Annotated in this window: 14 protein-coding genes; 8 read left to right on the top strand and 6 right to left on the bottom strand. The window is 61.0% G+C overall.

All coding sequences use genetic code 11. The features are described 5' to 3' along the window. From GTO89_RS09840 to GTO89_RS09810, 7 genes are all read left to right on the top strand, one after another. Entirely contained in the window at nucleotides 1–1,191 is a 1,191-nt protein-coding gene (locus GTO89_RS09840; RefSeq protein WP_161261906.1) for a DUF362 domain-containing protein, read from the top strand. A 99-nt stretch (nucleotides 1,192–1,290) separates the two neighbouring features. Next, complete coding sequence (locus GTO89_RS09835; RefSeq protein WP_161261905.1) at nucleotides 1,291–1,884, top strand: TetR/AcrR family transcriptional regulator; 594 nt, start codon at nucleotides 1,291–1,293, stop codon at nucleotides 1,882–1,884. Nucleotides 1,885–1,904: 20 nt separating this feature from the next. After that, nucleotides 1,905–3,176, top strand: coding sequence for an efflux RND transporter periplasmic adaptor subunit (locus tag GTO89_RS09830; protein WP_161261904.1), 1,272 nt, complete (start codon nucleotides 1,905–1,907; stop codon nucleotides 3,174–3,176). Next, a complete protein-coding gene (locus tag GTO89_RS09825) occupies nucleotides 3,173–3,826 on the top strand; it encodes an HlyD family secretion protein (RefSeq protein WP_161261903.1) in 654 nt (217 codons plus the stop codon). Before GTO89_RS09830 ends, GTO89_RS09825 begins: the two co-directional genes overlap by 4 nt. 4 nt (nucleotides 3,827–3,830) lie before the next feature. Next, nucleotides 3,831–4,478: an efflux RND transporter periplasmic adaptor subunit gene (locus tag GTO89_RS17375; protein ID WP_161261902.1), complete on the top strand. Its 648-nt coding sequence runs from the start codon at nucleotides 3,831–3,833 to the stop codon at nucleotides 4,476–4,478. A 6-nt stretch (nucleotides 4,479–4,484) separates the two neighbouring features. Then, entirely contained in the window at nucleotides 4,485–6,035 is a 1,551-nt protein-coding gene (locus GTO89_RS09815; protein WP_161261901.1) for a DHA2 family efflux MFS transporter permease subunit, read from the top strand. Nucleotides 6,036–6,162: 127 nt separating this feature from the next. Then, nucleotides 6,163–7,113: a nitronate monooxygenase gene (locus GTO89_RS09810; RefSeq protein WP_161261900.1), complete on the top strand. Its 951-nt coding sequence runs from the start codon at nucleotides 6,163–6,165 to the stop codon at nucleotides 7,111–7,113. A 137-nt stretch (nucleotides 7,114–7,250) separates the two neighbouring features. Here the strand turns inward: GTO89_RS09810 and GTO89_RS09805 are convergent, their stop codons facing one another. From GTO89_RS09805 to GTO89_RS09790, 4 genes are all read right to left on the bottom strand, one after another. Further along, the gene (locus tag GTO89_RS09805) at nucleotides 7,251–8,051 is read right to left on the bottom strand and encodes a YwaF family protein (protein WP_204758256.1); all 801 of its coding nucleotides are present in this window, start codon (nucleotides 8,049–8,051) and stop codon (nucleotides 7,251–7,253) included. 225 nt (nucleotides 8,052–8,276) lie between these two features. Next, nucleotides 8,277–8,918 (bottom strand): LutC/YkgG family protein, encoded by a 642-nt coding sequence (locus GTO89_RS09800; RefSeq protein WP_161261899.1) that lies wholly within the window; start codon nucleotides 8,916–8,918, stop codon nucleotides 8,277–8,279. Nucleotides 8,919–8,921: 3 nt separating this feature from the next. Further along, nucleotides 8,922–10,331: a LutB/LldF family L-lactate oxidation iron-sulfur protein gene (locus GTO89_RS09795; protein ID WP_161261898.1), complete on the bottom strand. Its 1,410-nt coding sequence runs from the start codon at nucleotides 10,329–10,331 to the stop codon at nucleotides 8,922–8,924. A gap of 3 nt (nucleotides 10,332–10,334) precedes the next feature. Continuing rightward, a complete protein-coding gene (locus GTO89_RS09790; RefSeq protein WP_161261897.1) occupies nucleotides 10,335–11,066 on the bottom strand; it encodes a (Fe-S)-binding protein in 732 nt (243 codons plus the stop codon). A gap of 178 nt (nucleotides 11,067–11,244) precedes the next feature. Between GTO89_RS09790 and GTO89_RS09785 the strand changes: the two genes are divergently transcribed. Continuing rightward, nucleotides 11,245–12,162, top strand: a complete 918-nt coding sequence (locus GTO89_RS09785) for an MBL fold metallo-hydrolase (protein WP_161261896.1) — start codon at nucleotides 11,245–11,247, stop codon at nucleotides 12,160–12,162. 12 nt (nucleotides 12,163–12,174) lie between these two features. Here GTO89_RS09785 and GTO89_RS09780 read toward each other — a convergent pair whose 3' ends face one another. Continuing rightward, entirely contained in the window at nucleotides 12,175–13,047 is an 873-nt protein-coding gene (locus GTO89_RS09780) for a dolichyl-phosphate beta-glucosyltransferase (protein ID WP_161261895.1), read from the bottom strand. A 40-nt stretch (nucleotides 13,048–13,087) separates the two neighbouring features. Beyond that, entirely contained in the window at nucleotides 13,088–14,596 is a 1,509-nt protein-coding gene (locus GTO89_RS09775; RefSeq protein ID WP_161261894.1) for a hypothetical protein, read from the bottom strand. Between the last annotated feature and the right edge of the window lie 134 nt (nucleotides 14,597–14,730).

The raw sequence follows: 14,730 nt of genomic DNA, 5'->3' as shown, positions 1-14,730 counted from the left end.
TTGACGGAAACAGCGAAACCAGTGGCGATCACTGCCTGTCGGAGCTATGAGCAAGAGAAGATAGACGCTGCCGTCGGGCGACTCTTGGACCGGTTGGGCGGTCTCGGCGGCACAGACGGCCCGGGCGACTCGATCGGCCAAGAATCATGGGGAACTCGAATCTGCGCCGGCATGCGGGTGGCCCTGAAACCGAACCTGGTCATGGGCAAAGACCCGGCTGCCGCCGTGACGACCCACCCGGCGCTGGTGGAAGCGGTGGCGAAAGCGGTCATCGCCGCGGGGGCGACACCCTTTATCATCGACAGCCCCGGCGGCCCCTCGGGAAACGCCGCCGGACTGGCGATGGTCTACAAAAGGACGGGCATGGTCGCCGTGGCGGAGCGGTTGGGGATCGAGATCAGCGTTGATACGAGGGAAGTGGAGGTCGCCCTGACCGATCGCAGTCCCTTGCGCAGGGTGTCGATCCTGCAAGCGCTCCGGGAGGCCGATGCGATTATCAACCTGCCCAAGATCAAGACCCATGCCCAAACGGGCTACACGGGAGCCGTCAAAAATCTCTACGGCGCCATCCCGGGGATGCGCAAGGCCGAATACCACTTCCGGGTGCAGGAGCGAAAACCCTTCGGTGAATTGCTGGTGGAACTCAACCTGGCCTTGCGACCGGCGTTGACGATCATGGACGGTGTCATCGGCATGGAGGGCGACGGGCCGACTGCGGGAGATCCGAAGCCCTTCGGCTATCTGCTCGCCTCCCGCTGTCCCTTCACCCTCGATCACTACGCCCTTTCGCTGATCGCCATCAAGGAGATTGAGATGGACCGTGTCGCCCGAGCGCGAGGGCTTGTCGGTCCCTTGGTCCTGTTGGATGACGGCGAATCGATCGAGCCGACGCCTTTTCGCCCGGCTTCGCACCGGCAGGTCAACTTTGTGGAAAACTACCTTCCCCCTTTTTTGGCCCGTGCCCTATCGCGGTCATTGCGGCCGCTGCCGGCCTTCGACCGTGAGAAGTGCATCGGTTGTCGCATCTGTTTGCAGAGCTGTCCCGCCGACGCGCTGCAGATGGAGGGAATCCCCCAACTGGACAAGGACAGGTGCATCGGCTGCCTCTGCTGCCAGGAGATGTGCCCCGAGCGGGCCGTCGATGTCCGCCAGACCGGGCTCAGCCGGTTGCTCTTCGGTTCTCGCCGCTGATTGAATTGTCAGCGGATTTTCTTTCTTATTGACAGGTTTCCGGTTTCATGAAAAAATGTAGTTTGCTAAATGAACGTTCATTTAGGAGGTGATAGAGGATTGACACAGTCTTGCGGTTCTGACCGGCGGAGCATGTTTAAGGCGGCGGCGATGGAGATCGCCTGTCAGCGTGGCTATGACGGCGCCACGATCAAGCGCATCGCCGAAAGGTGCGGTGTCACCGTCGGTTCCATTTATCATCACTTTGAGAACAAGGAAGAGTTGTTTCGTGAGGCCTTGCGGGAGCGCACATTCGCGCCGGTGCTGGAAAAACTGATGCAAGAGATCGCGGAACAACCTGTCGAAGAAGGGTTGTTCCAGGTGGCCAAGGGCTTTGTCGACTTCCTGCGTGAACGGCGGAGTTTGTTTTCGATTCTCGTCAGCGAGGCCCCCCACAACCCGGAATGCAGCGGTCTCTTTACGGAGATCGCGCGGCGAAACGCCGGCATGATGAGGGGCTACTTTGACGGAAAGATCGCGGCGGGGCAACTGGCGCCGATCGATTCCGGCATCGCCGTGCAGATGTTTTTCGGTCACTTTTTCAACGCTTATCTGCACAAAGAGCGGTTAATGATGGAGCATTTGCCGCCTGTGGACGATGAATTCGTTCGCAAGAGCATTCGATTGCTTTTACATAGTTGGAAACAGCCTTAGTCAATGACAGGAGGACGGACATGCCGAATCTACAACAACGCAAAAGGACCATGGTGAAAGGAATCGCCTTCGGTTGCATTGTCGCCACAGCGATTACACTGACCGGTTGCAGCGGCGGAGCAGCTCCCGATGGGAAGGTACATAAGGTCGTCGTGGAGACTGTCGGGGATCAGGGGTTGAACAAAGCCCGTGTCGTCGCCGGACGGGTGATGGGCGATACCGAATCGGCCATCATGAGCAAGTTAAACGCCAAGGTCGTCCAGGTTCTTGTCGATGTGGGACAAGAGGTCAAGGTGGGCCAGCCGCTGATCCAACTGGATGACCGTGAACTCCGCGTCGCCCTCGCCCAGGCGGAAGCGAACCTGCGGGCCGCCAAAGCCCGCTTGGCCGACACGGAAAACGGCGCGCGGCCGCAGGAACGGCAGCAGATGGAGCAACGGATCACCGCTGGCGCCGCCTCCCTCGATATCGCCAAAAAGACGATGGAGCGGACCCAGTCGCTCTTTGACGCCGGCGCCGCATCGAAGAATCAACTGGAGGCGGCGCAACTGTCCTTGACACAGGCCCAGACCGGTTATGACCAGCTGTTGCAGCAACAGAGCCAGATGCTTGAAGGCGCTACAGTGCAGACACTGGAGAACCTGCGCGCCACGGTGGCGCAGATGAGCGCTCTTGTCGACCAGGCTCGCCTGAACCTGGAAGCGACGGTGATCACGTCGCCTGTCAACGGCCGTGTCGCCTCGAAGACGATCCATGAAGGGGAGATGGCGGCCACGGCGCCGGCGGCCAACATCTTGCTGACCCTTGTCAGCAGCGAGCCTGTCGTGGAGGCGAGTGTTCCCGAGGAATTCATCAAGCAGATCGCTGTCGATCAGACGATGAAAGTGCGCATCGAACAGGTCTCGTCAGAGGCCTTTGACGCCAAGGTGATCGCGGTCAGCCCCATGGCCAACAGCGCCAGCAAAGAGTATCCCGTCAAGTTGAGCCTCCCCCAGTCGGGGCTCTGGAAATCGGGCATGTACGCCGAAATCACTCTGCCGGCGGCTGAGAACAAGGCGCCCATTGTGGTGCCGAAAGACGCCGTCGTCAAGCGGGGCAGCGAGCGTGTCATCATGGTGACCGACGGTTCCACCGTCACCAGCCGCCCTGTCACGACCGGTCGATCTGACGGCAGCAGCATGGAGATTGTGAGCGGCCTCAAAGGCGGCGAAAAGATCATCACCGTCGGCCAGAACGAGTTGAAAGACGGCGACGCCATCCAGGTGGTCGCCGAAAGGGGAGCGGCAAAATGAAGAAGACAATCGCCAAAGTCGCCGGCGCTGCCCTGCTGCTTTCCGCCCTTGGCTACGCCGGTTACAGCTACATTGATTCCATCCGTTATGTTACGACCGATGATGCCCGCATTGACGCCGATATGATCAAGGTAGGTCCCGAAATCGCCGGCCGGGTCATGGAGATCCGCGTCAAAGAGGGCGATCTGGTCCAGGCCGGCGAGACGATGGTCCGCCTGGAGGAGAAGAACACGACCCTGCAAAACCGTGACTCGGCCCTGGTGCGGTCGCCGGGGACGGGCCTGGTCATGAAAAAAACCGTCAATGACGGCGAACTGGTCTCGCCGGGGCAGCGTCTCTTTTTGCTGGCTGACTTCCAGCATCTCTATGTCTCGGCCCGGATTGAAGAGACGAAGATCCACCGGCTGGCAGTGGGCGAACCGGTCACCCTGACGGTGGACGCCTTTCCCGGTCAGGAACTGAAGGGAGTCGTCGAACAGGTGGGCTATGCCGCCGATAGCGTCTTCTCCCTGCTGCCGAGCAGCAACGTGTCGGGCAACTTCATCAAAGTGACGCAACGGATTCCCGTGAAAATCAAAATTCTTGACGACCAGGGACTGCGCATTCTTCCTGGGATGAACGTCATCGCCAAGATCTCCACAGGGGGATGATGAGGTGAAGGCCAAAAAGCTGATTGTCCTCATCATCGGCGTCTATCTCGTGACAACGGTGCTGATCTCCGCCTATTACGGGTATGAGCATGTCTATTTCGTTCAGACCGACGACGCCAAAGTCGCCGTCGATCTGAATGTGGCCCGCGCCCCGATCGGCGGGCGGATCACCGACCTGAAAGTCCGTGAGAATGACGCGGTGGGGAAAGATGAGGTCCTCGCAGTTGTCGAAGGAAGTCCGGCGCCCAATCAGCCGGTGCAGCGCACGCCTGTCTTCGTGCCGAGCAGCGGGCAAGTCCTGCGGCTCGACGCGCGGGAGGGGGAAGCCGTCACCGCCGGTCAGCCGCTCATGGCGGTGGCCGATCGGGCCGACGCCTATGTGCTAGCGCGGTTTAAGGAAGAGGAGTCGAGCCGCGTCCAGGTTGGACAGACCGTCGATGTGACCCTCGACGGGGCGGCGGGTCAGGTCTTTCCCGGGATCGTGTCGACCATCAACCGGAACACGGAACAGATCACCTGGCCGATCATTTCGCTGACGCCGGCCCGGCAGCAGCCGAAGGAAGACCAATTGCTGAATGTCAAAATCCAGGTCCCCGGCGCGCCCCTGATTCCCGGCACTGGCGCTTCCGTAAAAATCCGGGTGAAGGAGTGACGGACCATGACTTCCCGTGAAAATGGACACCCCGGCGTGCTGGTGGTGACGATGGTCGTGGTTATCGGCACCTTCATGGCCGTCCTCGACACATCGATTTTGAACGTAGCCCTGCCGAAACTGATGGTCCTCTTCAGCGTCGACACGAAGGAGATCCAGTGGATCTTGACGGCCTATATGCTCGTGTCCGGGGCTGTCATCCCGATCATGTCCTATCTGGGCGATAACTATGGCTATCGCGCCCTCTACGCCTACTGTCTCGCCGCCTTTACGGCCGGCTCGCTGCTCTGTGGCCTCGCCTGGAACAACGAAAGCCTGATCGTCTTCCGGGTCATTCAGGCGCTGGGCGGCGGGCTGATCCAGCCGGCCAGCATGGCCCTCATGTTCCGCTTTGTGCCGAAAGAGAAGATGGGAATGGCCATGGGACTGTTCGGCCTGTCCATCGCCGTCGCGCCCTCGATCGGACCGTCCCTGGGCGGGTTCATTGTCGAGGACTACAGTTGGCGCTGGCTCTTTATGATCAACGTTCCCCTCGGGGTGCTCGGCTTCGTCCTCTGCCAAACGCTCCTGCCGGAGACGGAAAAGCGAGCGTCGACTCACTTTGATTTCTGGGGCCTCTTCCTCTCCTCCGGCAGCGCCTTCCTGTACCTGTTGGCTCTCGATAAGGGGCAGGACTGGGGATGGTCGAGCTACACCATCGTCATGCTCCTGCTCACGGCTACCGCGATGGGGGCGCTGCTCGTCGTGGTGGAACTGAATCATCCGAACCCGATGCTGGATTTGCGCCTGTTCAAGGTGCCCCAGTTCACCTACAGCGTGCTCATCTCCAGTTGCCTCTACATCATCCTCATCGGCGGCGTGCTGCTTTGGCCGATTTACCTTCAGAACATACGCGGGTATTCGGCCATGCAGACGGGCCTCATCCTCATGCCGCAGGCGGTGGCCATGGGGCTGATGATGCCGGTGGCGGGGAAGCTGTACGACAAGATCGGCGCCCGCCCCATGGCGATGGTGGGTATCCCGCTGATCGGGATCGCGACCTACCTGATGCATACGCTGACAGTGGACACCCCTCAATCGGTCTTTGACGTCTGGCTGATCATCCGGGGGCTTGGGCTTGGGCTGACCTTTATGCCGGTGAACACCGCCGGCGTCAGCGCCGTTCCGGTGATGAAATCAGGCGCCGCCTCGACCTTGAATAACCTGGTTCGGGCGGTGGCCGGCTCTTTCGGCATCGCCCTCACCACGTCTCTGTTGGAGAATCGGCAGGTCTTCCATACGCACCGCATGGTGGAGGGGCTTGACGTCTTTTCGCCCAGTTGGCCGGCGATGCAGCAGTCAGCCACCGGGCTGATGGCGGCGACAGGCGACACGTCGCCTGCCCAGGCGACGATGTTGACTCAGATGTATGGCCAGATTCAAATGCACAGCAACACCTGGGCCATGGCCGATGTGTTCTTCGCCTTCGCCCTTTCTGTCGTCTTTGTGGTCCCCATGGCGATGCTGTTGAGGCGAACAGGCGGCGGCAAGGGCGGACCGTCGGTGACGGCGGAGTAGAAGAAAACGACGCGCCGATAGGGACCTCTCTTTTGTTACCCCCTTTCTTTTGTTATATTAGTAACATACCGACGCATGACATAAAGAAAAGATGATCGGGAATGGTAGAAGAAGGGGGATTTCTTTCTTGAAAACGAAACTGACAGCGCTGTTGGGGGTTCAGTACCCCGTCATTCAGGGGGGCATGGCCTGGGTCTCGGAAGCCAACCTGACGGCCGCCGTTTCCAACGCCGGTGGGGCGGGCATCATCGCCACCGGCGGCCGGCCGACAGAGTGGGTCCGCGAGGAGATCCGCAAAGCCCGCAGCCTGACGGACAAGCCCTTTGGCGTCAACATCATGCTGATGGCGCCCAACAAGGACGAGATCGTCGAAGTGGTCTGCGAGGAAAAGGTAGCCTTCGTCACCCTCGGCGCCGGCAATCCGGTTCCCTTTTTCGAGAAATTGAAAGGCGCCGGGATCAAGGCGATTCCCGTCGTCCCCAGCGTCAAGCTGGCCAAGCGGGTCGAAGGGGCAGGCGCTGACGCCGTCGTTATCGAGGGCATGGAGGCGGGCGGCCACATCGGCACCCTGACGACGATGGCGCTGCTGACCAACGTTGTCCCTGAGATGACCATCCCTGTCATCGCAGCCGGCGGCATCGCCGACGGTCGGGGGATTGCCGCGGCGCTGCTGATGGGCGCTGCGGGCGTGCAGATGGGCTCTCGTTTTCTTCTGGCCGAAGAGTGCGCCCTGCACCCCAACGCCAAGAAGCGGATCATCGAGGCGGTCGACACCGATTCCATCGTCACCGGCTACTCCCGTGGCCATGGCGTGCGCGGCCTGAGAAACCGCATGACCGAAAAGTACCTGGAACTCGAGCGGATCGGCGCTCCCCAAGGCGATTTGGACAAACTGGCCATCGGCACGAACCGGATGGCCGCCATCGAAGGCGACACCGAGAACGGCCTGGTTCAGGTCGGTCAGAGCCTGCATCCCTTGAGGGAGATCAAGCCGACCCAGGCGATCATGGATGAACTGATGGCTCAGACGCGGGAAGCCTTGGCAGGCGCGGCCCGGCTGGCCGCCGCGTTCGAGTAGACGCCCTGAGTCACAGTTTTGAATGGCATTAAAAAGCAGCCCGTGAACAAGGCAGGGTTAGCGCATTAAATGGAAATACAGCTGTATTGAGAAAAACCGCCCTTCACCGCTGAATCGCGGAGAAGGGCGGTTTTTGCTCACATGCCCAGGGGCGGCTGACCTTGCGAAGAACGCGGGGAAGCAGTCTCCTGGGCTTTTTCGATCTGCGCCTTTTCGCGGCGAGCCTTTCGCCAGTCCCCGAAGGCAAAGGGCAGGTAGTAGATGACCATCAGAAACAGGGCCACCGCTTCGAGAGAGAGGATGTACCAGGGCCAGGGGCCGAGGATGTCGAGCAGCGACGGGTTGTCCGGCTTGGCGCGCAGGTACATGTAGTTGCCGCCGGTTATGTAATCAACGGCGCCCACGAAGAGCATGAACAGATTCGTGATGACGACGGTCTTGCCGATGGAGGCCCAGTAGGGGCGATACTTTTCAACGAAGGTCATGTAGAGACAAGCGATGATGATGGCGCTATGGGCGAAGAAGAAGCGGTAGAAGATGACATGGGGGAAGGCGAAAGGCCCCAGATCGGGTGTGAGCAGCGCCTGGGCGGCGCCGATCAGCCCACAGAAGTAGGTGATCTCATAGAGGGTCTGGTTGCCCTTCAGCAGCATGACACCGCAGAGGAGGCAGGACACGTTGCAGAGGTGCAGAGGCAAGGAGGCGTCCGGCGACCAAAAGCCGCCGGCGATGTTCCACCCCTGTATGAACAGTTCTTGCAAAAAGAGACCTGCCGCCAGGCTGAAGCGGAATCGCCGCCGAAAAGTCTCACTCAGGCGGTCTCGACAGAGGTAGAGACCGACGATGATGGCGGCAAGAAGGATTAGGACGATGATGTGGGAGAGGGAATAGGGGATAAAGGGTTCGGCAGTCGGTTCAAAAACGAGGAATGCGCTCACCAGGTCAACCCTCCCGTGTGTCCAGACCGCGTTGGATGGCGATGATGTAAGCCCATTATGCCATCGGGTGGGGAGGAATGAAAGCGTCTAGGGATTGGCAAGTGAACGCATTCGGAAAGGGAAATATAAAAACGAAAGGCCATGGGATCCCCGTAATCAAAGGGAACCATAGGGCCTTTCGCTTTTTTGAGAGGTATATCCCTTTACCCGCCGTCATTCAGTGAATCATCGCGTCTCCAGATACAGCGCGATCACTTGCGCTGGCCCATGAACCCCAATCGTCAAATCCATCTCGATATCCGAGGTTCGGCTCGGACCAGTAATGAAGTTGAGGGCGCGGAAGGGCTGGTCGCCGAGGCGTTCAAAAACCTCGCCCATCGTGCCGACCAACTCGTTTTTTGAAAAGATCGCCAGGTGGGCCGGCGGGAGCACGCTGGTGGCACGCCCGTTGCCCGGTCCGGCCATCAGGGCGAGGGTGCCCGTCTCGGCAATGGCGGCATGGGCCCAGGTGATGCCGAGTTCGCGCCGGGCGATCCCGGTGGCCTCACCGCCGCTATATAAGTCCGGAAAGGCGCGGCGCAGCGGTTCCAGTTCCGGTCCGGTCCAGACGGCCGCCTGCCCTTCGTCGATCGCCAACTCATCCAGAAGCGCCCGGACGATCCCGGTGGCCTCGTCCCAGTCATGGGCGCGAAAAAAACGGCCATTGACGGCCTCAAAGGCCAGGACAAAGGCGTCTAAGCGCTGCGCCTCGTCGAGGCTGTCGACGGCGCGCGGAGGCAGGCGGTAGTCTGGCAAGGGCGCCGGTTTGGGGGGCGTTGGCCGCCCAAGCGCCTCGGCCAGGTGTCGCAGGAATTCGGCTTCCGCCATGGGTTACACCTCCCCTCGTTTCCAGCGTTGACGGAAGGTTCGCCCGGCCACGGGCGGGAAGTAGCGCGAGTTGGTCCATGCCGATAATGGCGTAGGTCCGCCCTCTAAGTGACCGTCTTTCATGAAGGGGAACTGGCCGACAGCGGCGGCGCGCATCATCAGGCCGTAAAGGGTGGGCTTGTCCCAGGTTTCGGACCAGAGGCGAAAGGCGGTCTTTTCGAGGGCCGGTGTGTATCCCTGGCTTGTCCGCTCCAGACGCAGTTGAATGAGCATCTCATGGAGGGGGATGCGAACGGGGCACGCCTCGGTGCAGGCGCCGCAGAGGGTCGTCAGGTTGACCGTCTCGCCCCAGTCTTTCAGTTCGTTTTGCAGCAGGGGCGTCAGCACCGCGCCGATGGGTCCGCTGTAGACCCAGCCATAGGTGTGGCCGCCCACCTGGCGGTAGACGGGGCAGACGTTCAGGCAGGAGCCGCAGCGGATGCAACGGAGCACCTCGCGGTACTTGGGGTTCGCCAGGATGCGGGAGCGGCCGTTGTCGACGATGATGATGTGCATCTCTTTTGGACCGTCGCTTTCGTCTGTGGCGGCCGGTCCCCGGATGACCGACATATAAGAGGTGATCTTCTGGCCTGTCGCTGAGCGCGGCAGGAGTTTGGCCATGACGTCCAGTTCCTGGAAGGTAGGCACGATGCGCTCCATGCCCATGAAGACGACATGGACCGGCGGTGTCGTCGTGACGAGGCGGCCGTTGCCTTCATTTGTAAAGAGGGAGATCGCCCCCGGGTCGGCGACGGCGAAGTTGCAGCCCGAGACACCGATGGACGCATCAAAGAACATCTGCCGCATCTTGTGCCGGGCATAGCGGGTGAGGGAGGCCGTCTCGGGTGACTGCTTTTCGCCGGAGTCCTGTTCGAACAGTTCGGCCACCTCGCCCCGGGTCTTGTGAATGGCCGGAACGATGATGTGGGAGGGCGTCTCGCCGGCCAATTGGATGATGTATTCGCCGAGATCGCTCTCCACGGCGCGGATGCCCCGTTCCTCCAGGACATGATTGACGTGCAGTTCCTCCGACACCATCGACTTGGACTTGAGCACGAGTTTCGCGCCGTGGGCGTCGACGATATTCAGGAAGATCTTGAGTGCGTCGTCTCCTGTAGAAGCCCAGTGCACCTGGGCGCCCTGGCGGGCCATGTTGGCGGCGAAGCGCTTCAGGTACACATCGAGGTTGTCCACCACATGGTCGCGGATCTGTTGGCCGATGGCGCGCCATTCCTGCCAGTGGCCGAGGTCGTGGGCGACGACGGCTTTGCGGTCTCTAAGGGTGTTGGTGGCTGATCGGACGGCTTTGCGCAAAAAGGGATGGCGAAAGGCGGCCTGGATCCGGTCATGGAGGTCTTTGTTGCTGACAGCCATGGTTCACCTGCCTCCCTGGGCCTGATCGATCACCTGGGCGATGTGCATCACCGGCAGGGAATGGCCCATTTTCTCGAGACGGCCTTTGATGTTCATCAAGCAACCCATATCGGCGCCGACGAGAAGGTGGGCGCCGCTTTTCAAGACGTTTTCCGCTTTTTCCGTTACGATGGCTTCGGAGATCTCGGGCATTTTGACGGAAAAGGTGCCGCCGAAACCGCAACAGTCGTAAGCGCGGGGGAGTTCCTTCAGTTCGAGGCCGTTGATGCTGCGCAGGAGGCTTAACGGTTCGTCCATGACACCGAGAAGGCGGGTCATGTGGCAGGAGGGGTGGTACGTGACCACCTCGGCAAAGCGCCCGCCGATGGCGGTGACGCCGAGCACCTTGACGAGGAATTCGCTGAATTCGTAGGTCTTTTTGCTCAGCCGCCGGGCCTGTTCCAGTTCCGCCGGCGACGTGTCGAAAAGGCGGAGGAAGTTTTCCCGCACCATTTCGGCGCAACTGCCCGAGGGGCTGACGACGTATTCGGCGTCTTGAAAGGCGCGCAAGAAGGTGCGAGCCACCCGCCGGGCGTCGTCGTGGTAACCGGCGTTGAAGGCCGGCTGGCCGCAGCAGACCTGTTCTGGCGCGAAGGCAACCTGGGCGCCGGATCGGCGCAGCACGCGGACGACGGCCTCGCCCACCTCAGGGTAAAAGCTGTCGCAGAGACAGGTGATCATGAGGGAGACGTTCATGTTGGGGAGACCTCCGTGATTCAAGGTCAATGGATCATTCTCATTCCCTTTCAGTGTTCGTGATTTTTCGTTCCCTTATGCCGGCGGACGGGGAAAGCAGGGTGAAGGCGTTTTTATGTGGAAACAGTAGGGCATACAGTAAAGCATAAGGGAAAGAAGCGACCGATAAGGAGATACTATGCGCATCATCCGCCCTCATGAAAGGCTGACCCTGTTCCAGACGGAAGTGGAAGGGTATCTCACGACGGCGGCCCTGCTCTTGCTGCCGGGCTGCAATGTCGTCGTCGACACGATGGAACTGCCGGAGCGGATGGACCCCCTCTGGTCCCATTTGCGTGAGCGGGGGCGGGAGAAGCTGCCCCTTTGGGTGATCAACAGCCATCACCACTGGGATCATGTCTGGGGCAACAGCGCCTTTCCCGGCAGCCCCATCATCGCCCATGAGTTTTGCCGCCGGCGGTTGGAGACCGGCGGTGCGGCTGTCCTCTGCCAGTACCGGTCCAAGGATGACCGTTACGACGCGGTTTCCCTGGTCCTGCCGGGTCTCACCTTTACGGACCGGATGGTTCTTCACGATGGCGACTGCCGCCTCGAACTGCTGCATTTCCCCGGTCATACCGACGACAGCCTGCTTGTCACCCTTCCCGGCGAAGGGCTGCTGCTGGCCGGCGACAGCCTGGAGGATCCCTTTCCGATGCTGGAGTGGGAAGGGGGGACGGAACGGTACCTGCGCAACCTGCTCACCTTGCGGGGAAAGACCATCAGGACGGTCATTCCCGGTCACGGTCCCCTCTCCGGACCGGATCTGATCGAGCGGAACCTGTACTATGTCCGCCAGGTCTGGCAGATGGCCCGTTTGGCAGTACGGCGAAAAGAGCCGCTGGAAAGCCTCTTCGAGATTCCCGTCGAGGTCTTTTTCCGGCCAGCGATGGATTCGCCTGCGAGACGCGCCGGCACTTCGGCGTTGAACCCGCCCTCGACACCGGCATCGGCGTCACCGGAAGGAAGCGGCTTGCGCCCTTGTGATCGCGATACCCACGCAAGAAACCTGGAACGGGCTTACCTGGATGCCCGCGACGCCCCGGAGGAGCGATGATCTCCCGAGTTGTCATCGCTCCGATCCCTGGCCGCCTTCGTCGCCACAGGTCTCACCGAGCAGGAGCCGAACATCTTCTGTTGCCACTTCCCAGACAGCCGTCCCAGGTTGCTCCGGATCAGCCCGATGACCGATGCCCTGTTCTTGAATATCACGAATGATCGAGCCGTAGTGACCCAGCCAATCGGCGACGCGGATGCGCAGCAGATCGGCGAGCATGGTCAAGCCATCGCGAAAGAGGCGAACACTGCTCCCAGCGGCGTCGCGCCAGAGGACGGGCGTCTCGGCGATGGCGTAGCCGCAGCGGCGGGCCAGGTAGAGCAGTTCCACGTCAAAGCCGAAGCGATCGATCTGTTGCAGCGACGCCAACCGTCGCGCCACATCGCGCCGGAAGAGCTTGAAGCCGCACTGAGTGTCTTCGATGCCGGCGATGGCCCACCAGCGGACGAAGCGGTTGAAGGCTTTGCCGAGGCAGCGCCGGTAAAACGGCTGGGGTCGCAGGATCTGATGGGGATCGCGGCGGGAGCCGATCACCAGTGGGTAGCCCCGACCGGCCCAGTCCAGCAACTTGGGCAACTCCTCGATCGGGGTGGACAGGTCGGCGTCGCTGAAGAGGATAAAGTCCCCTTTGGCTGCCAGCAACCCCTTGCGGACACTGTACCCCTTGCCATGGTTCTTATCGTTTTGGAGGCAGCAGATGCGGCTGTTGGCGATTGCGGCGGCTTGCGCAATCGACGCCGTGGCATCGTCACTGCCGTCGTCGATGACGAGGATTTCATAGCTGGGATACAGGACGTTGAGGAAGGTCTGCACCGATGCGAGGGTGGGACCGAGACGTCCTTCTTCATTATAGGCGGGGATGACGATGGAGAGGGATGGCGGCATGGCGATGCATCCTCCTCGTCCCCGGCGGTTACTCTTCTTCCTAAAGGACGGATCGACGGAAGAGAACCGAGTTTTCGTCCTCGTATTCCACCTTCCAGGCGGGATGCAGGCGCAGCCAGCGGGCCAGCGGCTTTTCCGGCGCCAGCAGAACACGCCGGACACCCTCGGTTTCCAACAACGGCTCTGGTTCCTCCAGTTTCATGATGCGAACATAGGTGGGGAAGACAGCGCCGGCATAAAGGTCTGCCCGGCCGTCAATGAAGACCGGTTGATGGGGCAACCGCCAGATCAGGTAGCCGCCCCAGTCATACTGATTGAACAACCGCACGGGACCGTCCTCATCGGTCACTGGATGGGTTTCTAGATAGGAGGCGGCTCCGGCGGGGTACTGGGGGGACACATGGTCGGCGAGACGTTTTCCCGGCAGACCGGCCAATCCATAGAAGAGGGCGCCGGCGGCGATGAGCAATGTGGCGACTTTTACGCCGGAGGGGATGTGGTTAGTGCCGGGTGAGGGGGGAGGCGTCGGCGAAGACGCCCCCATCAAGAGGGCGGTCAAGGCGATGAAAAAGAGCGGGGCATGGCGAAGAGCGGTTAACGTCATCAGCAGAAACAGGACCGATAGGAAATAGAGATCCCACCGCAGCGCCGACAAGGGCCGACATGCGGCTGCCAGAAAAAAGAGCGCGATCGAGCCGCCCAGGATGTATTTTTCATAGGGATGGTGAAAGTTCGGCGATTGCCATTCGCTGATGCTATCGATGACCAGGGCGTCGCCGGTGACCTGAAAAGGATAGAGGTAGTGGGTCGGTCCCCAAGGGGTGATGCACCCGGCGACCAGCACCAGGACGAGACGAGCCAACCAATGACGCACTTCGTCATCTCTGATTCGGGCCAGCCACTGCAGCCGAGATGCGGTTGGGGGAATGGTCAGGAAAGGGCCCGTTCGCAGAACCCGCAGGGCAACCAATGCCGGGGCCAGCAAAAAGGAGCCATGGCTGTTGGCCCAGCAGGCGGCACCCAAGGCCAGCGCGACCGTTTGACCGCCGTTGAGGCGCCGTTGTTCACACAGCAGCAGCAATCCGACCAGGAGGATGTAGCAGAACAACTGCGGTCGCAGGCTCCAGAAGGGGAAAAGACTCACTGTCGTGGCCACGATGGCCAAACTGCGCCGCGTGTCACTGGTCTGGGGCGCCGCGCGGCGCACCCAACAGCGCAGCATCAGGAGAAACAGCGCGTACAGGCCGAGGCCGAGACAGACCAGACCGGTATAGCCCAGATGACGCTCCACTCCCGCCAGGATTGTCTCGAAAAGCCACTCGTGGGCGACCCAGCGCTCTCCGGTCATGGTAAAGGAGAAGGGATCGACCTGGGGGATGCGCCCGTTGTCCAAGATCCACCGTCCTGCTTGCAGGTGCCAGAAAAAATCGGGGTCGTGCATGGGCGCGCTCAGCCAGCGGCTCATCCATCCCAGCGAGACGAAGAGGGCGGCCGCTTCCAGCGCGGAAAGCCCCGTCGCGGCGATGATTGCGGTCATTTTACGGAACACAGCCATCACCGACCTTGCGGCAAGATTCGCCGGGAACAGCGTTACCGGAGTGGAGACAGCTTGGTGCGATAGGGCGCGGCTGTCCATGCGAGAGCGATGGGCAGACTCTAGTAGTACTGTAGTAAAATTGGCAA

It is taken from the genome of Heliomicrobium gestii, from assembly GCF_009877435.1.
GTDB lineage: Bacteria > Bacillota > Desulfitobacteriia > Heliobacteriales > Heliobacteriaceae > Heliomicrobium > Heliomicrobium gestii.
Note: the sequence above shows the minus strand (reverse complement) of the source record. Positions and strands in the feature narration are given on the sequence as shown.